This window comes from Bradyrhizobium sp. SZCCHNRI2009 (assembly GCF_032485115.1).
GTDB lineage: Bacteria > Pseudomonadota > Alphaproteobacteria > Rhizobiales > Xanthobacteraceae > Bradyrhizobium.
Genome location: NZ_JAUEUH010000006.1, coordinates 300259 through 317422 on the forward strand (window position 1 = coordinate 300259; position 17164 = coordinate 317422).

General features: G+C 66.6%; 18 protein-coding genes. 8 read left to right on the forward strand and 10 right to left on the reverse strand.

What is annotated here, in order from left to right; all coding sequences use genetic code 11:
- Positions 1-3: 3 nt before the first annotated feature.
- The 4 genes from QX041_RS22670 to QX041_RS22685 are packed head-to-tail and all read left to right on the forward strand — an operon-like array spanning position 4 to position 4448.
- A complete protein-coding gene (locus QX041_RS22670; RefSeq protein ID WP_315714262.1) occupies positions 4-870 on the forward strand; it encodes an ABC transporter permease in 867 nt (288 codons plus the stop codon).
- Positions 867-1877: an ABC transporter ATP-binding protein gene (locus QX041_RS22675; protein WP_316166559.1), complete on the forward strand. Its 1011-nt coding sequence runs from the start codon at positions 867-869 to the stop codon at positions 1875-1877. Before QX041_RS22670 ends, QX041_RS22675 begins: the two co-directional genes overlap by 4 nt.
- Entirely contained in the window at positions 1874-2926 is a 1053-nt protein-coding gene (locus tag QX041_RS22680; protein ID WP_315714264.1) for an oligopeptide/dipeptide ABC transporter ATP-binding protein, read from the forward strand. The genes QX041_RS22675 and QX041_RS22680 overlap by 4 nt, the downstream gene beginning before the upstream one ends.
- A 34-nt stretch (positions 2927-2960) precedes the next feature.
- A complete protein-coding gene (locus QX041_RS22685; RefSeq protein WP_315714265.1) occupies positions 2961-4448 on the forward strand; it encodes an ABC transporter substrate-binding protein in 1488 nt (495 codons plus the stop codon).
- Between the two features lie 210 nt (positions 4449-4658).
- Here QX041_RS22685 and QX041_RS22690 read toward each other — a convergent pair whose 3' ends face one another.
- Together QX041_RS22690 and QX041_RS22695 are read right to left on the reverse strand one after the other, a co-directional pair.
- On the reverse strand, positions 4659-4820 hold the full coding sequence (locus tag QX041_RS22690; protein WP_315714266.1) for a hypothetical protein: 162 nt from the start codon (positions 4818-4820) through the stop codon (positions 4659-4661).
- A 10-nt stretch (positions 4821-4830) separates the two neighbouring features.
- Positions 4831-5073, reverse strand: a complete 243-nt coding sequence (locus QX041_RS22695; RefSeq protein WP_315714267.1) for a hypothetical protein — start codon at positions 5071-5073, stop codon at positions 4831-4833.
- On the opposite strand from QX041_RS22695, the gene QX041_RS22700 reads away from it, so the two are divergent.
- Entirely contained in the window at positions 5066-5959 is an 894-nt protein-coding gene (locus tag QX041_RS22700; RefSeq protein ID WP_315714268.1) for an NAD(P)/FAD-dependent oxidoreductase, read from the forward strand. The genes QX041_RS22695 and QX041_RS22700 overlap by 8 nt on opposite strands.
- Positions 5960-6241: 282 nt before the next feature.
- Here QX041_RS22700 and QX041_RS22705 read toward each other — a convergent pair whose 3' ends face one another.
- From QX041_RS22705 to QX041_RS22730, 6 genes are all read right to left on the reverse strand, one after another.
- Positions 6242-7099: an ABC transporter permease gene (locus QX041_RS22705; RefSeq protein WP_316166561.1), complete on the reverse strand. Its 858-nt coding sequence runs from the start codon at positions 7097-7099 to the stop codon at positions 6242-6244.
- Positions 7096-8025: an ABC transporter permease gene (locus tag QX041_RS22710; protein WP_315714392.1), complete on the reverse strand. Its 930-nt coding sequence runs from the start codon at positions 8023-8025 to the stop codon at positions 7096-7098. Before QX041_RS22710 ends, QX041_RS22705 begins: the two co-directional genes overlap by 4 nt.
- Positions 8025-9017 (reverse strand): oligopeptide/dipeptide ABC transporter ATP-binding protein, encoded by a 993-nt coding sequence (locus tag QX041_RS22715; RefSeq protein ID WP_315714270.1) that lies wholly within the window; start codon positions 9015-9017, stop codon positions 8025-8027. The genes QX041_RS22710 and QX041_RS22715 overlap by 1 nt, the downstream gene beginning before the upstream one ends.
- Positions 9014-9988 (reverse strand): ABC transporter ATP-binding protein, encoded by a 975-nt coding sequence (locus QX041_RS22720; protein ID WP_315750445.1) that lies wholly within the window; start codon positions 9986-9988, stop codon positions 9014-9016. The genes QX041_RS22715 and QX041_RS22720 overlap by 4 nt, the downstream gene beginning before the upstream one ends.
- A 4-nt stretch (positions 9989-9992) precedes the next feature.
- Positions 9993-11630, reverse strand: coding sequence for an ABC transporter substrate-binding protein (locus QX041_RS22725; protein ID WP_315714271.1), 1638 nt, complete (start codon positions 11628-11630; stop codon positions 9993-9995).
- Positions 11631-11694: 64 nt separating this feature from the next.
- On the reverse strand, positions 11695-12516 hold the full coding sequence (locus QX041_RS22730) for a sugar phosphate isomerase/epimerase family protein (RefSeq protein WP_315714272.1): 822 nt from the start codon (positions 12514-12516) through the stop codon (positions 11695-11697).
- 228 nt (positions 12517-12744) lie between these two features.
- Between QX041_RS22730 and QX041_RS22735 the strand changes: the two genes are divergently transcribed.
- Complete coding sequence (locus tag QX041_RS22735) at positions 12745-13878, forward strand: hypothetical protein (protein ID WP_315714273.1); 1134 nt, start codon at positions 12745-12747, stop codon at positions 13876-13878.
- A 30-nt stretch (positions 13879-13908) separates the two neighbouring features.
- On the opposite strand, the gene QX041_RS22740 is transcribed toward QX041_RS22735, so the two are convergent.
- Positions 13909-14553 (reverse strand): PQQ-binding-like beta-propeller repeat protein, encoded by a 645-nt coding sequence (locus tag QX041_RS22740; RefSeq protein WP_315714274.1) that lies wholly within the window; start codon positions 14551-14553, stop codon positions 13909-13911.
- 32 nt (positions 14554-14585) lie between these two features.
- Positions 14586-15806 (reverse strand): helix-turn-helix domain-containing protein, encoded by a 1221-nt coding sequence (locus QX041_RS22745; protein WP_315714276.1) that lies wholly within the window; start codon positions 15804-15806, stop codon positions 14586-14588.
- A gap of 87 nt (positions 15807-15893) precedes the next feature.
- Here QX041_RS22745 and QX041_RS22750 point away from each other — a divergent pair, with 87 nt between their 5' ends.
- On the forward strand, positions 15894-16655 hold the full coding sequence (locus QX041_RS22750; protein WP_315714278.1) for a DUF899 domain-containing protein: 762 nt from the start codon (positions 15894-15896) through the stop codon (positions 16653-16655).
- 15 nt (positions 16656-16670) lie between these two features.
- Positions 16671-16958, forward strand: a complete 288-nt coding sequence (locus tag QX041_RS22755) for a hypothetical protein (protein ID WP_315714280.1) — start codon at positions 16671-16673, stop codon at positions 16956-16958.
- Positions 16959-17164: the final 206 nt, after the last annotated feature.

A 17164-nucleotide genomic window follows, 5' to 3' on the forward strand; every position in this document is an offset into this window, starting at 1 on the left:
GCCGTGGTCGTTCAAACGGGCGCTGCGCCTGCGTCCAACGCGTTCTGGCGCCGCGCGCTGCGCCATCGCAGCTTCACGGTCGGCGCGCTGCTCTGTCTGCTGGTGCTCGGCGCCGCGCTGCTGTCGCTGCTCTGGACGCCATGGTCGGCCTATGAGATCGATGTCGCGTCCAAATTGCGGCCGCCATCAGCAGCGCATTGGCTGGGCACCGACGTGCTCGGCCGCGACATCGTCTCGCTATTGCTGGTGGGTGCGCGCGCGACCATTCTGGTCGGCATCATCGCCGTCGGCATCGGTCTCACCTGCGGCGTCTGCCTTGGCCTGGTCGCAGCCGCGCAGCGCGGCTGGACCGAGGAACTGATCATGCGCTTCAGCGACTTCACCTTCGCCTTTCCCGCGGTGCTGTCGGCGATCATGCTGGCGGCGGTGATCGGGCCGGGCATGGTGACGTCGATCACCGCGATCGGCATCTTCCAGATCCCGGTGTTCGTGCGCGTCACCCGCGGCTCCGCCGGTGCGGTCTGGGCGCGCGAGTTCATCCTGGCTGCGCGCGCCGCCGGCAAGGGCCGCTTCCGCATCACCATCGAGCACGTGCTGCCGAACATCTTGTCGATTCTGATCGTGCAGGCGACGATCCAGTTCGCGCTGGCGATCCTGGCGGAAGCGGCGCTGTCCTATCTGGGCCTCGGCACGCAGCCGCCGCAGCCGTCCTGGGGACGCATGCTGAACGATGCGCAGACCCTGTTGTTCCAGTCGCCAAGCCTCGCCGTGTATCCCGGTGCCGCCATCGCGCTCGCGGTGCTCGGCCTGAACCTGCTCGGCGACGGCCTGCGCGATCTGCTCGACCCACGGCTGGCGAGGCAGCGATGACGGTAGGCGATCAGCCTCTGCTCCATGTGTCGGGTCTCGGCATCCGCCTCAATACCAGCCGCGGCTCGGCGCAAGCCGTGCGCGAGGTCTCCTTCACGCTCCGGCGCGGCGAGACGCTCGGCATCGTCGGCGAGTCCGGTTGCGGCAAGTCGATCACGGCGCTCGCTCTGCTTGGCCTTCTGCCTGACAGCGCCGTCGTCAGCGGCAGCATCACGCTCGATGGCCGCGAGCTGGTCGGTCTCGGTGATGCCGATTACTGCAAGCTGCGCGGCAACCGCATCAGCATGATCTTCCAGGAGCCAATGACCGCGCTCAACCCGATGCATACGATCGGTCATCAGGTGGCCGAGCCGCTGCTGCGGCATATCGGCTGCACGGCGACCGAGGCGAAACGACAGGCGATCGCGCTCCTCGACCGCGTCGGTCTGCCGGATCCCGCCCGACGCTACGGCGCCTATCCGCACCAGTTCTCCGGCGGCCAGCGCCAGCGCATCACCATCGCGATGGCGCTCGCCTGCAAGCCCGACGTGCTGATCGCCGACGAGCCGACCACTGCGCTCGACGTCACCATCCAGCGCCAGATCCTCGACCTCATCGCCGATCTGGTCGCCGAGCGCGGCATGGCGATGATCTTGATCTCGCATGATCTCGGTGTCATCGCCGAGAACGTCCAGCGCATGATCGTGATGTATGGCGGCACGGTGGTCGAGAGCGGCACCACGGACGCCGTGTTCTCGCGCATGGGGCATCCCTACACGCAGGGCCTGTTCCGCGCGCGGCCGCGGCTCGGGGCCCGCAAGGGCACGCGCCTTGCGACCATCGCGGGTACCGTGCCGGAGCTCGCCGATCTTCCGGCCGGTTGTCCGTTCGCAGATCGCTGCGGGCTGGCGATCGACGCCTGTCGCACGGCGCTGCCGCCGTCGATCGAGATCGGCGCCGGGCACGGCGTCCGGTGCATCCGGACCGGCGTCGCGCTCGCGTGTGATCCGGCGGGAGTGGTCGCTTGAGCACCGCCGCGCAAGGAGTTGCAGAGACGCCGCTGCTCGAGGTCAGGGATCTCGTACAGCGCTACACGCTGCCGCGAGAGAGTCTGCTGCGGCCGCCCGGCGAGGTGCTCGCGCTGAACGGCGTGTCGCTGTCGTTGAAGGCGGGCAAGAGCCTCGGCATCGTCGGCGAGTCCGGCTCTGGCAAGTCGACCCTGGCGCGGCTGATCATGGCGCTGGAGCGGCCGTCAGCGGGATCGGTGCTGATGGTGGGCCGCGATCTCAACCGCCTCCCGGTGGATGAGCTGCGGCGGGCGCGCCGCGATTTCCAGATGGTATTTCAGGATCCGTACGGATCACTCGATCCGCGCCAGACCATTGCGCGCATCGTCGCCGAGCCGCTGACCGCTCTCGAACACTCGGATCGCGATTCTCTCCGCAGGCGCGTCGCGAGCGTGCTGCGGCAGGTCGGATTGCGCGATGCCGACATGGACAAATATCCGCATGAATTTTCCGGGGGGCAGCGCCAGCGCATCGCGATCGCGCGGGCCCTGATCACCCAGCCGAAGCTGATCGTCGCCGACGAGCCGGTGTCGGCGCTGGATGTCTCCGTGCAGGCGCAGGTTCTCAACCTGATGCAGGATCTGCAGGAGCAGTTCGGCCTGAGCTACGTGCTGATCAGTCATGATCTCGCGGTCGTCGACTATCTCTGCGACGAGGTTGCGGTGATGTATCTCGGCCGCATCGTCGAGCGCGGGCGGCCGGAGGACTTGTTCGGAAGTTGCGCGCATCCCTACACGCGGGCGCTCCTCGACGCCGTGCCGCGGGCCCAGGCCGGCGCGGTCCGGCGCCGTCGCGAGAGCGTTGCGATCGCTTCGCAATCCCTCGGCGCGGCCGGATGCGCCTACGCGCCCCGTTGTCCGCTCGCCGATGCCCGGTGCCGCGCGACGGCCCCCGCGTTGCGAGCGCTCACCGGACAGCATTCCGCTGCCTGCCATCGGGCGGAAAGCGTAATGGCGCTGCCGGCGCTCGTCGCAACGGAACTGCAGCCACTTGTCTCGAAGCCGCTTTGACGCGTAATTTGGCTTCCTCAGGGAGAAACAAACAATGTTCAAGAAACTATCGATCATCGCCATGGCCGCGCTCGTTGCGGCCGTCGCGCCGGCTCTCGCGCAGAGCAAGAAGGATAGCGTCGTTGTCGGCATGACCTTGGAGCCGCCGGGGCTCGATCCGACCAGCGCGGCCGCGGCGGCCATCGCCGAGGTGACGCTCTACAACGTCTATGAGACGCTGACCAAGATCAACGAGGACGGCTCGGTCTCGCCGCTGCTGGCCTCGAGCTGGCAGGCCTCGTCCGATCTGAAGAGCTACACGTTCAAGCTCGCCAAGGGCGTGAAATTCCAGAACGGCGAGGCGTTCGATTCCGCCGCGGTGAAGTTCTCGTTCGAGCGCGCCGGCGCCGCCAACAGCACCAACAAGGACAAGGCGCTGTTCCAGGCGATGGAGTCCGTGACGGCTCCCGACGCGGAGACCATCGTCGTCAAGCTGAAATATTCTGAGCCCAACCTGCCGTTCCTGCTCGGACAGGCCACCGCCTCGATCGTCGAGCCGAAGAGCGCGCCGACCAACGCGACGCAGCCGGTCGGTACTGGACCGTACACGCTGGGGAGCTGGGCCAAGGGCTCGTCCCTGACCTTGAACAAATGGCCCGACTATCGCAACGCCGCAGCCGTGAAGCTGTCCAAGGTGACGATCCGCTTCATCTCCGATCCGGCAGCGCAGGTCGCTGCGCTGTTGTCGGGTGACGTCGATGCCTTCCCGCGCGGCACCACGGCGCGCACCATCGCGCAGTTCAAGTCCGACCCGCGCTTCACCGTGCTGATCGGCGGCTCAAAGGCGAAGACGATCGTCACCATCAACAACAAGAAGAAGCCGCTCGACGACGTCCGCGTCCGCCGCGCGATCCTTGCTGCGATCGATCGCAAGGCGATGGTCGAAGGCGCCGTCGACGGCCTGGGTACGCCGATCGGCAGCTTCTACGTGCCGGGCTCGCTCGGCTATGTCGACACCACCGACATCAATCCCTACGACCCGGAGAAGGCCAAGAAGCTGCTCGCCGAAGCCGGCGTGACCACGCCGCTGCAACTGTCGCTGCGGCTGCCGCCGCCGGCCTATGCCCGCCAGGGCGGCGAGGTGCTCGCGGCTCAATTGGCCAAGGTCGGCATCGTCGCCAAGATCGAGAATCTCGAATGGGCGGCGTGGCTGTCACAGGTCTTCAACGGACCGCATGATTTCGACCTGACCATCGTCTCGCATGTCGAGCCGTTCGATCTCGTGAAGTTCACCGACAAGAATTACTACTTCGGCTATCAGTCCGAGGCCTTCGACAAGCTCTACCAGTCGATTGTCGATACGCCGAACGAGACCGAGCGCGCCAAGCTGCTCGGCGATGCCCAGCGCATGCTGGCGACCGATGCCGCTGCGGGCTTCCTGTTCCAGCCGCAGTGGATCACAATCATCAACAAGAAGCTCAAGGGTGTCTGGAAGGACGTGCCGCAGTTCGAGAATGATTTCTCGAGCTGGTCGTGGGAATGATGACGACCCCGCTTCGCGCGGCTTTGCGGTGACACTGCAGAATACAGCGCCCTCTCCCCTTGTGGGAGAGGGCATCGCAAGCCCGTCCGCAAACTCTGTCCTACTTGCCTCCCACAAGGGGAGAGGGCGCAATAACGACCGCCGCGCTGTCTGGTCGAACGCAATACTTCAACTTGAGCGCTGAGGTGAGCCCCACGATCCCTTGCCCAATCAGTTCGGCCAATCGATCGGCGTGAAGCGCAACTGCCGCCGCCGCATCTCGGCCTGGAGCTCCTGCGCATACTGCTTGGCCCGATCGCCGATCAAACGGTAGGGGCCCCCGATCCGGCTGTCGGCGGCCACCTGCTTTCGGACACTTTCGTAGTACGCCATCAAGCTTTCATCAGTCGAATTTACAAATCGCATCCACGCGCCCTCGCAACAAATCCCCTCGCTGCCAAGTTTGCACGGCTTTTCCGCCGCGGCAGTGACATAGGTTAACGTCCCTCAGTGGCAAAAGTTCCACTTGTGTTCCAGAGAGTTCCGGGTCGATTTCATCGACACGTTTGCCGAAATGTTTTCCGCGCGAGAACTTTCTGCTCCGATGCAGCTTGAGCCAGGACTGGAGCAGGGCGGCAATGCGCACCGAAGTCCTCGTCATAGGCGGCGGGCCAGCTGGACTGATGGCCGCGATTTACCTGGCCCGGTTCCGGCGTGGGGTCGTGGTCGTCGATGGCGGCGCATCGCGGGCGGCGCTGATTCCGCGGAGCCACAACCTGCCGGGGTTCCCGAACGGCATGCCCGGAAGCGAGCTGCTCGCACGAATGCAGCGGCAGGTCGAGGAACTTCACGTTCCTATCGTCCGGAGGACGGTGAGCGCTCTCGAGACGCATGACGGAGATCTGGTCGCGACTCACGAGCGCGGTGCGGTCGCGGCACAGCGCGTCATCCTCGCGACGGGTATCGTCGACAAGCAGACGTCGCTCGCCGATTGGAGAGCGGCGGTCCGTGACGGCGAGCTGCGCTATTGTCCGGTCTGCGACGGCTTTGAAACCATCGACCACAAGATCGCCATCGTGGGCGCGCTCGGTCACGCCGCTGGCAAGGCGCTGTTCATGCGCGTCTACAGTTCGGACGTCACCTTGATCCCGATCGATGATGAGCAGGATGCGGCGAAGCGGCAGGAGCTCGCCGCCGCCGGCGTTCGGGTGACGCCACAACTTCATGCGTTGCAGCGCCAAGACGGTGCGATCGAGGCGTCATTCGTCGACGGCAGCAGCGAACGGTTCGAGATCGTGTATCCTGCGATGGGCGCCGATGTTCGCTCCGAGCTCGCCATCAAGCTCGGCGCGCGGCATACATCCGATGGCTTTCTCGAGGTCGATGCCAAGCAGCGCTGCGGCGTCGCGGGACTCTATGGCATCGGCGACGTCGTCACCGACCTGCATCAGATCGCGGTGGCATTCGGCCATGCCGCGGTCGCCGCCTGTCACGCGCATCATTCATTGCCGATGCGTCATGCGGAAGCGTAGCGGCTAGGCAGCATCGAATTGATCGCAATCTGAAGTCGCGATATTATATGTAAGTGCCGTTTAAGTTGATGTTTCGGACCATGATTCATGGACAGAAGATCGGCGTGCATGACTGCGGCATTGAGCTGTCGCGAGGAGGCCGAACGCGATCCGGCTCGCCGCGATCAGTGGTTGCAGCAGGCGTCGAGATGGATGGCGCTGGCGGGCGAGCAAGCGGGGCATGCCCTGATCATCTGCGAGCATAGTGCCGCGGCGAGTCACGAGGCTCGTCGCTGATCGAGGCTATTGCAGCGTCGGATCGAGCCGGTCGCGCAGCCAGTCGCCGATCATCGAGACGGCGAGCGTCGTCACCACGATGGTGATCGCCGGTGCCAACATGATCCATGGTGCGCGCGTCAGATATTCGCGGCCATAGCCGACCATGTTGCCAAGGCTCGTCATCGGCGGCTGCACGCCGAGGCCGAGGAAGGAGAGACCGGACTCCAGCAGGATGACTTCGGGAAACACCAGCGTCATCGACACGATGAGGGTCGAGGCGATGTTCGGCAGGATGTGCCTGAGATAGACGCGCTGCGGCGTTGCGCCGAGCTGTCGGACGGCGGCGGCATAGCCTTGTGCATTGGCGGAGATGGCGAGGCCGCGCGCGATGCGCGCATAGCGCTCCCAGCCGAACAGGCCCATCAACCCGATCGAGAGCGGCAGCGAGTTGCCGAAGAAGGCGAGCACGGCGAGCGCCAGAATCAGGAACGGCATGCTGGCCTGGAAGTCCGCCAGCATCAGCACGGCCTGCTCGACCAGGCCGCGGAAATGCGCGGCGAGAAAGCCGAGCGTGGTGCCGGCGATGGCGGAGATCGCGGTCGCGCCGAACGCGATCAAGAGCGAAATCCGGATCGACACGATCAGACGCGACAGCACGTCGCGACCGAGCTCGTCGGTGCCGAGCCAATGCGCCGGGTTGCCCGGCAGCGACAGGCGATGGCGCAGATCGAATTTGGTGAAGCCATGCGGCGCGAGCTGATCGGCGAAGATCGCCAGCAGCAGCATCGCGACGATCCAGCCGACTGCGATGGTCACGGAGACGGGAATGTTCGGCCAGCACAGCCGCCGCGCGGCAGGCGATTTCAATGCAAGGTCGGTCATGCCTCGGCTCCCTTGCTGCGCAGCCGCGGATCCAGCAGGCCGTAGAGGAAGTCCACCATCAGGTTCGACGTGACCATGGTCATCGCCACCAGCAGCAGGATGCATTGCACGACCGCGAGGTCGCGGTTGGCGACGGCGACGACCAGGAGACGGCCGACGCCGGGCCAGGAGAACACGCTCTCGACGACGACCGCGCCGGCGATCAGGCTGCCGACCATGAAGCCGAGAATGGTGACGGTGGGGATCGCCGCGTTGGGCAGCGCGTGATCCGTGATCACCCGGCGCCACGGCACGCCCTTGGCCGACGCCGTTCTGATGTAGGGCTGGCCGAGAATTTCCAGCATGGCGCTGCGCGTGAACCGCGCCAGCACCGCGGCGCCGCCGAAGCCGAGCGTCACGATCGGCAGGATGGCGTGCCGCCACGAGTCCTGTCCGCCCGACGGCAGCCAGCCGAGCTGCACGGCGAAGATCAGCACCAGGATCAGGGCCAGCACGAAGCTCGGCACCGTGAAGCCCGCCACCGCCGTGATCATCACGGCGCGGTCGATCGCCGATCCGCGGTGCAGCGCGGCGTAGATGCCGGCGGGAATGCCGAGCAGCACTTTCAGCAGGAACGCCGGAATGGTCAGCGCCAAGGTCGCGGGGATGCGCTCGATGACGAGCTGGATCGCGGGCCGGCCGTCGCGCATCGAGCGTCCGAGCTCGCCCTGGCCGATCGCCTTGAAGTAGTCGAGATACTGCATCCAGATCGGATGATCGAGACCCCACGCCTTGCGGAAGGCGGCGATGACCTCGGGCGGCGCCTCGGGCCCCATGATCATCAGCGCGGGATCGCCCGACAGCCGCAGCACGATGAAGGCAAAGGTGACGACGAGTGCGATGGTCAGCAGCGCACGCGCCAGGCGGATGGCGAAATAGCGCAGCATCACGCGGCGACCTCGGTCTGCGACTGCAGCCCCGAAACGAGATGACAGGCCACCTGGCGCTGCCGATCCAGGGCGGCGAGCGCGGGCAACTCGTTGGCGCAGCGGGCGGTCGCGTGGCTGCAGCGCGGGTGGAAGGCACAGCCGGCGGGGCGCGCCGCCGGATTCGGCGGGTCGCCCGTCAGTACGATGCGGCTGGTGCTGCGGCGTCCCGGAGCAGGGGAAGCGGACACCAGCGCCTGCGTGTAGGGATGTTGCGGCCGCGCGAACAGGTCGTCGGCATCGCCATATTCGACGATGCGGCCGAGATACATCACGGCCACCTTGCTGCTGATCTGCCGGACGACGCGCAGATCATGGCTGATGAACAGCATCGTCAGACCGAGCCGGACCTGGAGATCGACCAGCAGGTTCACCACCTGCGCCTGGATCGAGACGTCGAGCGCGCTGACCGGTTCGTCGCAGACGAGGAAGTCGGGCTTGGTCGCCAGCGCACGGGCGAGCACGATGCGCTGGCGCTGACCGCCCGACAGCGCGCCGGGATAGCGGGCGCCATGGCCGTCGTTGAGATCGACAGCCTGGAGCAGCTCATGCACGCGCGCGTCGCGCTCGGCGGCCGTGCCGATGTCGTGGATGTCGAGCGGCTCGCGGATCTGCGCGGCAACGGGAAGTCGTCGATCGAGCGCGCCGAGCGGATCCTGGAAGATCATCTGCATGCGCGCGCGCTGGGCGCGCCACGCCGCCGAGCCTGGTGCTGCGATCGGGGCGCCGTCGAAGCGCACACTGCCGCGGTCGGGCGGCTCGAGACCGAGCACCATGCGGCCGGTGGTGGATTTGCCGGAGCCGGACTCGCCGACGATGCCGAGCGTCTCGCCCTTTTGGATCGAGAAGCTCAGGCCGTCGACGGCGTGGACGGATGCGGCGCGTCCGAACAGGCCGGTCCTCATCCGATAGGTGCGCGAGATCGCCTGGACCTCGACCAGCGGCGCTGTCATTCGGCGGCGAGCTCCATCGGCAGGCGCTGCGGCCGCAGGCAGGCCACCGCGCGGTCCGGCTCGACCGGCGCCAGCGGCGGCACGCCGGCATGGCAGCCGTCGCCGGCAAACGTGCAGCGCGGCGCGAAGGCGCAGCCGCTGGGCAGTGCGCGCGGATCAGGCACTGTTCCGGGAATGGCCTGCAGCCGCCGCCTGACGCCATCGAGCGGCGGCAGCGCGCCGATCAGGCCCTGCGCATAAGGGTGCCAGGGATCATCGAACAGCCGCGTCGCGGGCGCGCGCTCGACGATGCGGCCGGCATACATCACGCAGACGTGGTCGCAATTCTCCGCGACGACGCCGAGGTCATGGCTGATCAGGATCATCGCCATGTTGAACTCGCGCCGGATGGCCGACAGCAGATCGAGGATCTGCGCCTGGATGGTGGCGTCGAGCGCGGTGGTGGGTTCGTCGGCGATCAGCAGCTCGGGCTGTCCGGCCAGCGCCATTGCGATCATGATGCGCTGGACTTGGCCGCCGGAGAACTCGTGCGGATAGGCGGACAGCCGGCGTGCCGCATCGGGGATGCCGACGAGATCGAGCAGCCTGAGCGCCTCGGCCCGCGCAGCCTCGCCGCGCAGCCCGCGATGCAGCGCGAGGCTTTCGCACAACTGGCGCCGGATCGTGAGCACCGGATTGAGCGCGCTGGCGGGATCCTGGAAGATCATCGCGATGCGGCGGCCGCGCACCTGGTCGAGCACCTTGCCGTCAGCGCCGAGCAGCTCGCGGCCTTCGAGCCTGGCCGAGCCTGATACTTTCGCCTTGCCGGGCAGGAGACCCAGCGCCGCGAGCCACGTCACCGACTTGCCGGATCCGGACTCGCCGACGAGGCCGATGGCCTCGCCCCTACCGATGTCAAGATCGATGCCGTGCAGCACGGGCGTGCCGTCGAAGGCGACCTTCAGTTCGGAGATGCTGACCAGCGGCGCCACGGCGTCACGCACCGTAGTTGCCGGTGCGGAAGTCCATCGCGAAGGCCGGCGAGGCCTTCCACTTGATCGACTTCGGCTTGGCGGTGAAGGTCGCGTTCTGGTGCAGCACCGTGTAGGCGGGGTCCTCGCGCTCGGCGATCTCCAGCATGCGGCGGAACGCCTTCTTGCGCGCCTCGCGATCGGTCGAGGTCTCCAGGAATTCGGAAAGACGATTGAGCTCGTCATTGCTCCATTCGCCGACCTGCTGCTGCTGGCCGTTGGGGCCATGCTGGGCGACGAGCGAGGAGACGGGATCGTTGAACGCGGCCGAGTTGGACCAGTCGCGCACCGCGCGGGTCGGAGCGCGCTCGAGAATCTGGGACCAGTTCTCCTTGGTCTCGATCTGAACGTTGAGGCCGACCGCCTGCCACATCTCGACCAGCACCTGCGCGGTCGCGACCTGGTTGGTGTAGTAGTTGTTGAGCAGTCGATACGGGATCGGGTCACCCTTGTAGCCGGCCTGCTTGAGCAGGTCCTGTGCCAGCTTCGGATCGAATGCCGGCACGCTCCAGTCGGCGATGAACATGTCGCCGTAGAATTCCCACTGCAGGCCCTTCGGCACCCGGGTGCGGCCGGCCCACAGGCTGTCGACGATGGCCTGGCGGTCGATCGCATGGGTGAAGGCGCGGCGCACCAGCGGATTGGCGAGCTGCGGGTGGTTCTTGTCGAACACGGTGAGACGGTGATTGAGGATGGTGCCGCCCTGGACCTCGAACGCCGCGTTCTTCTCGATGCCGGCGATCTGGTCCGGCGGGATGTCGCAGGCGAACTGATATTCGCCAGACAGGAGCCCGTTGATGCGGCTCGCGACCTCCGGCACTTCCAGGAATCGGATGCGCTTCAGCGGCGGACGGCCACCCCAATATTCGTCATGGGCTTCGAGCGTCAGCGACACGTCCGGCTTGAACTCGACGATCTTGTAGGGACCCGTCGTGATCGGCTTGCGCGCCCAGTCGAGATAGCTCGCCGCTTCCTCCCAGCCGCGCCGGCTCATGATGTCGGAGCCATAGCGCATCAGGCGGCCTTCGATGGTGACGTCGGGCGTCGCGTTGACGAAGCGCACGGTGTATTTGTCGACGGCGTCGACGCGAACCAGGTCCGGCCACATCCGGCGCGCGACGCCAATCACGTCCGGCGGCAGCTCCTTGCCCGGGCGCGGCGTCGGGATCTTCTCGAACGCCTTGATGGTGGTGCGGCTCTTGGCCTCGCTGTCGCCGAACATGCGCTCGCGGCTGAACGAGAACACGACGTCCTCGGACGTCATCTCGTCACCATTGTGGAACTTGACGCCCTGGCGCAGCTTCAATTCGACGGTCTGGTCGTCGATGCGCTTCCACTCGGTGGCGAGGCCGGGGACGGCTTCGAGATTGCCGCGGAAGTTCTTCGAGATCAGGCTTTCCCACAGCGACGAGTAGAACACGCGCTCGCCGACATTGGACTGCTCGCGCAGCACGTCGAGCACGTTCGAATTGGTCACCTTCTGCACGGCGATGGTGACCGAGGGACGGTTGTCTCCCTGCGCGATCGACACGCGCGGCAGGATGAAGCTGCCGCCGATCGCGGCGCCGGCGCCGAGCAGGCCGCGGCGGGTGAGCTTGGTCATGGCAATCTCTCTGTCGTCTGAGGTTGTCTGAAACGATGGGATCGGGTCGCGCGGACGCGTTGGCCTATCGGGCGAGGCCGAGCGAGGCGAGATACGCGGCGCCGGCCTTGACGTGATCATGGTTGCGCAGTTCGAGGATCAGGCGCGGATTGGAATTGAGCTTCGCCAGTGCGCGGAACACGGCGACCCAGCGGATGTTGCCTTCGCCCGGCGCCCAGTGACGGTCGGCGTAGCCATCGGTGTCCTGCAGATGGACATGGGTCAGCATGTTGCCGGCAGCATCAACGTAGTAGTCGACGGGTGGCGCGCCGGTCGAATGGTGCGCGTAGTTGGCATGGCCGGTATCGAGCGAGACCCGCACCTTGCTGCTGCCCAGCGCCTTGGCCAGGGTGACGCGGTCCTGCGGATCCTTGTCCTCGATGTTCTCGATCACGATCTCGCAGTTGGCCTGCTCGGCAGAGGCAATGACGTCGGTCAAGGTCGCCCTGACACGCTCGATCAGCGCCTCGCGATTGTCCGGCAGCATGTCGATGTTGTTGGCGTCCCACGTCGTGTAGGGCGAGTGGATCACCATCTGCGTGGCGCCGAGAAACTCGGCGACCTCGAGCCCCTGCAGCAGGCGCTTGGTGACGGCGCGGCGGATCATCGGATCGTGGCTGTCGATCTTGAAGCCCCAGAACGGACCGTGGATGCCGAGCCGGCCGGTGTGGCCCGACAGCATCGACTTGATTTCCTTGGCGGTGCTGCGCCAGTCGCTGTCGAGAAGGTCCGCGCGGAAGAAGTCCTGGATCTCCAGATCGCGTTGATGTTCGAGCAGCCAGTCGCAATGCGCGGGAATGGACTTGACGGAGAGGGCGGCGCCGAGCACCGGCAGCGTGGTGGTCATGTCGAGGAAACCCTTTCGAGGAAGCCCTTGCCTGCGTGGGGCCCGGCAAGCGCTAGCGGAGTTCGATGACGCGCCCATGAAGGGCTGTGGAGGACGACCGCGACATGTTGTGTCCTCGCGGGCATGAAGGCGGTCAGCGGATCAATCTCTGGGGTAGTCGCGTGCCGGCTGCTGCTACTTGACGTAGCCGCGGGAATTGCAACAATGCGGCGAAAACGGGGAATTGGGATGACGGTACGGCGTGCAATCCTTGGAATGGTTCTTTCGCTCGTGGCGCTGACGATAGGCGCGTTGATTGAGCCTGCGCATGCAAAGGGGCCTTACGGCTCCATCTCCGTCGCCGGATGGTCAGGCGGTGCCTACACCGACGACAAGACCGGACGGTTCACGAGCTGCATCGCGAGCGCGAGCTACCAGAGCGGCATCACGTTCGGTGTGCTTGCAACGCCGACATATGGTTGGGCTCTCGCCTTCATCCATCCGGGCTGGGCGCTATCCCCCGGGCAAAAGTTTCCGATCGTTCTGAGCTTTGACGGAAAGGCGTCGTACAATGTCGAAGGCGCGGTCTGGACGGCCAACATGGTCGCCGTGCCAATGCCGAACGACTCCACCCTGATCAAGGCGTTCCGCGCCGCGCGGACGATGTCGGCCTTCGCGCAGGGCAACCTGTTCCAGTTCAATCTGAACGGCACGGCCGTGCTGATGCCCACGCTTGCCAATTGTGTGCGCGTGATCAACGCCGGCGGGCTGGCCGCCGCGACCAATTTCAACGCTCAGCCGGCGGCGGCGTCAGTGCAGCGTCCGGCGGCGCCGCAGGCCGCGGCTGCGCCGACGGCCAGCGCGCCGCCACAGCGGATGTCGGAGGACTCTCCCGAGCTGCAATTGGAAGCGATGCAGATCGCCTCCAACTTCATCCTCAAGGCCTCGCTGTCGCATCCGGCCATTCTGGGCGGAGGCGAGCGGCCGGTGTGGCTGACTTCGGGCGGGGTCGCCTGGAAGGCGGACAACGCCACCGGCTTCGTTCGCATCGTGCCGCCGCAGCGCAATGTCGACGGCCTGGAAGTCGCAGCCACGATCATCGGCAACGATGCGCGCGACTGCAAGGGCAAGTTCATCTCGGCGCGCAACAGCGAGCTGGTCGACAGCGCCGTCGTGTTCCGCGGCATGTCCTCCTGCGAGGACAGCGAGAAGTCGGATATCGCCGAGTACTTCATCTTCCCGCGCAAGACCGGCGGCTTCGTGCTGTTTTCGGTCGTCACGCCCACCAAGCCGGTCGGTGGCGGCGGTGGCCAGCAGCTGCAGACGCGCGAGGAAGCCAACGCCAATTTCCGCAAGGCGGCCTACACGTCGATCGGCAAGTAGGCCACTTCCATTCGCGGAGCCGTCAGCGGCTCACCCGCGCACCCGCTTGGGGCGCCTGATCGCGCGCACCTTGCCGCTGTCGCCGCCGCCGCAATACAGCGTCTCGCCTCCGTCGGATTCCATGCCGGAGACGCCGGTGCCGGCGGGCATGTCGAGCTGGTCGAGCACCTCGCCGGTCTCGGGATCGATGCGCCTGATGTCGCTGACGTCGTCTTCCCAGGTGCCGTGCCAGAGCTCGCCATCGACCCAGGTGACGCCGGTGACGAAGCGCGTGCACGGGATGCTGCGCAGGATCTCTCCGGTCGCAGGGTCGATCTGGTGGATCTTGCGATCGCGATAGGCGCCGACCCAGAGCGACCCCTCGGCCCAGGCGAGCCCGGAGTCGCCGCCGCCCGAGGGCGCCGGGATCGTCGCGAGCACGCGGCCATTCTCGGGATCGACCTTGTGAATGCGATCTTCCGCGATCTGATAGAGGTGCCGGCCGTCGAACGCCGTGCCGGCGTGAGAGGGGAGATCGAGCGACTTCCGCACCGTGCCGTCGGCCGGATCGAACGCCTTGATGCTGCTGCCGGTCGCGATCCACACCTGCCGGCCGTCATAGCTGACGCCGTTGACGCGCCCGGCGTCGTCGAAGGGGCCGTACTCGTGAATGATCTCTGCGGCTGCTCGTGTCATGCCTGCCATCCTCTGCTTCCGATGGACCCACGCTAGTCGAGCGACGACCACGCCGGGAGTAACAACGCAGTCGCGAATTCCGGCACGACCGGGCAGGTCCAGCGTTGCGCGCGGCCGCGGCCGAACGACTGCACCTTGCTCGATGATGCGAGCTCATCGAGGGCACGCTGCACCGTCCGCTGGCTCGCGCCCAGCGCCAGCGCAAGGGCGGAGCTCGACCATGCCTCACCGTCGGCGAGGCAAGCAAGCACCGTGGCATTCTCGTCCTCGACCGGCTGTGCCAGTACGACGACGTCGTGATCGCGACGCGGCACCAGGGCAAAGCCGTCTCGCGTGGCATTGATCTCGGCCAAGCCATGGAGCAGCTGGCGCAACCGTCCGATCTCGACGCGCAGGCGGGCGCGGTGCGACTCGTCGGCTTCCTTGCCGTGGAATGCGTGCGCGATCAGCGCGGCCCGCGGCACACCATCGGGGACCCCCTCGGCCAGCCGCCGGGCGAGTGCAAACAGCACCGGCCGCCGCGCCAGCGGCACGATCCGGCTCCCCTGACGTACCGCCAATCGGCAGGCATCGACGATCAGCCGGTCCGACCGGAACAGCGCCTCGACATCGTCGAGCTGTAGCAGTCGCTGCTCGCCGCGCAGGATCATCCGCGCCGCCGGTGCCGACAGAGCCGACGAGGCCCGCTCGATCTCCGCCTGAAGCTCCGGGATGCGGGCCTGCCGCGCCGACCGCGTCGCGCGTTCGAGCGCCGATCGCGCGGTCTTTGTTTGCAGCCGGCGCAAGGCCAGGCCGGCTACGATCAGCTCGTAGATCGTGCGGGCCGCCGGCAGCAGCGGCGAGGGATCGAGCTCGGCGAGGCCTCGCTCGGCGTCATCGAGCTGCCCGACCAGGACCATGCGGCGGATCTCGAGGCTGCGCGCATAGGCGGCATTGGCGCGGTCGCCGTGCTGCTCCAGCGTTTCACGCGCCGCCGCGAGCGACTTCGTCGGCCAGCCGAGATCGCGCGCCGCGAGCGCGATCTCGGCCTCTGCGACGGCGCAGCGGGCGCGGGCCAGCACGGCCCTGGGCCCAAAGCTTCGCGCGGCCTGCCGCAGCAGCGCCTTCGCACGCCCGAAATCGCCAAGCCGCGCCATCGCAATACCGCGCAACGCCAGCGCCGGCGGATCATCGCGCAATGCGACGCGGTTCAATGCGCCGAGCGGGTCGCCGGCGGCGAGCGCCTGCGCCGCCGCCGAGATCAGCGAGTCCATGCAAATCCCGCCATACTTGTCACTCCCGGTCGCTCTCCTGCCGATCCTAGTCTGAGCTGCGGTCAACACGCAAAAAGGATGACGACCATGACCATGCATATCACCGGAACGCGCGAAGATTGGTTGAAGGCCCGGCTCGACCTGCTGCAAGCCGAGAAGGAACTCACTCGCCGCAGCGACGAGCTGGCGGAGCGCCGTCAGGCCATGCCATGGGTGCGCGTCGACAAGGCCTATCGCTTTGACACCGAAGACGGGCCGGCGACGCTGCCCGACCTGTTCAAGGGCCGCTCGCAGCTGCTCGTCTATCACTTCATGTTCGGCCCCGACTTCCAGGCCGGCTGCCCATCCTGCTCGATGATTGCCGACGGCTTCAACGGCTTCCAGGTCCATCTCGCCAATCACGACGTGATGCTGTGGGCGGTGTCACGCGCGCCGCTGGCGAAGCTGAAGGCCTACAAGGCGCGGATGGGATGGTCCTTCCCATGGGCGTCATCGGCGAGCAGCGACTTCAATTTCGACTTCAACGTCGCGATCACCGAGGAGCAGCAGCGCCAGGGCGGCAGCGAGTACAATTATCGCACCAGTCCTCCGCTCGGGACATCGGACGTGCCGGCGATGGTGGCGGAGATTGCCGCGGGCGCCGGGACCGACGGCGCCACGTTCATGCGCGATCGTCCGGGCATGAGCGCCTTCGTCCTCGAGGATGGGGACGTCTATCACACCTATTCGAGCTATGCCCGCGGCCTCGACGGCCTGTGGGGTGCCTATCAATGGCTCGACCGTGCGCCCAAGGGACGCAACGAGCAGGGCGTCTGGTGGCGCCGCCGCGACGAATACGGCAAGCGCTGACGACGGAGCGGAGCCATGGCGTTCTTCCCGATCAGGATGCGCGCGATGCCCGGCATCGCCACTGGTCTCCGCTACGCGGCGGCGCCGACCTTCGCGCTGATGGCGGTGCTGAACGCCATGGCCCGTGACGGCCGTTCAGACGTGATCTGCTCGGCCATGCCGGCGGGCGCACCGCTCGGCGACATGACCGTGATGTACCTCCTGATGAGCGCGTTTCATCTGGTGCCGTGGTTGAGGCGCATGGGGCGGGGCATCACGGGTGCGCGGTCCGACGACGTTCGCGTGCGGCAGCCTAGGAGTTAATTGTCGAGCAGCTTTGCTCGCGGAGAGAGACCCCTCACCCGAGCGGGCCTGCAGAGGGGCCGGCGATGCCCTCTCCCACAAGGGGCGAGGGCACTGTACCGCGCAGTCTTGCCGTGGCGATTTTGGAAGGATACAGCTCGCGATTTCAAGTCAGTACGGTGCCCGTTACTGCGCCTTCTCCCCTTGTGGGAGAGGGCATGTAGGAC

Bases quoted from the DNA above. Each gene is read 5' to 3' on its own strand.
- QX041_RS22685 (WP_315714265.1), top strand. From the start codon at position 2,961: ATGTTCAAGAAACTATCGATCATCGCCATGGCCGCGCTCGTTGCGGCC.
- QX041_RS22725 (WP_315714271.1), bottom strand. From the start codon at position 11,630: ATGACCAAGCTCACCCGCCGCGGCCTGCTCGGCGCCGGCGCCGCGATC.
- QX041_RS22700 (WP_315714268.1), top strand. From the start codon at position 5,066: ATGCGCACCGAAGTCCTCGTCATAGGCGGCGGGCCAGCTGGACTGATG.
- QX041_RS22735 (WP_315714273.1), top strand. From the start codon at position 12,745: ATGACGGTACGGCGTGCAATCCTTGGAATGGTTCTTTCGCTCGTGGCG.
- QX041_RS22675 (WP_316166559.1), top strand. From the start codon at position 867: ATGACGGTAGGCGATCAGCCTCTGCTCCATGTGTCGGGTCTCGGCATC.
- QX041_RS22715 (WP_315714270.1), bottom strand. From the start codon at position 9,017: ATGACAGCGCCGCTGGTCGAGGTCCAGGCGATCTCGCGCACCTATCGG.
- QX041_RS22755 (WP_315714280.1), top strand. From the start codon at position 16,671: ATGGCGTTCTTCCCGATCAGGATGCGCGCGATGCCCGGCATCGCCACT.
- QX041_RS22740 (WP_315714274.1), bottom strand. From the start codon at position 14,553: ATGACACGAGCAGCCGCAGAGATCATTCACGAGTACGGCCCCTTCGAC.
- QX041_RS22750 (WP_315714278.1), top strand. From the start codon at position 15,894: ATGACCATGCATATCACCGGAACGCGCGAAGATTGGTTGAAGGCCCGG.
- QX041_RS22745 (WP_315714276.1), bottom strand. From the start codon at position 15,806: ATGGACTCGCTGATCTCGGCGGCGGCGCAGGCGCTCGCCGCCGGCGAC.
- QX041_RS22690 (WP_315714266.1), bottom strand. From the start codon at position 4,820: ATGGCGTACTACGAAAGTGTCCGAAAGCAGGTGGCCGCCGACAGCCGG.
- QX041_RS22710 (WP_315714392.1), bottom strand. From the start codon at position 8,025: ATGCTGCGCTATTTCGCCATCCGCCTGGCGCGTGCGCTGCTGACCATC.
- QX041_RS22730 (WP_315714272.1), bottom strand. From the start codon at position 12,516: ATGACCACCACGCTGCCGGTGCTCGGCGCCGCCCTCTCCGTCAAGTCC.
- QX041_RS22705 (WP_316166561.1), bottom strand. From the start codon at position 7,099: ATGACCGACCTTGCATTGAAATCGCCTGCCGCGCGGCGGCTGTGCTGG.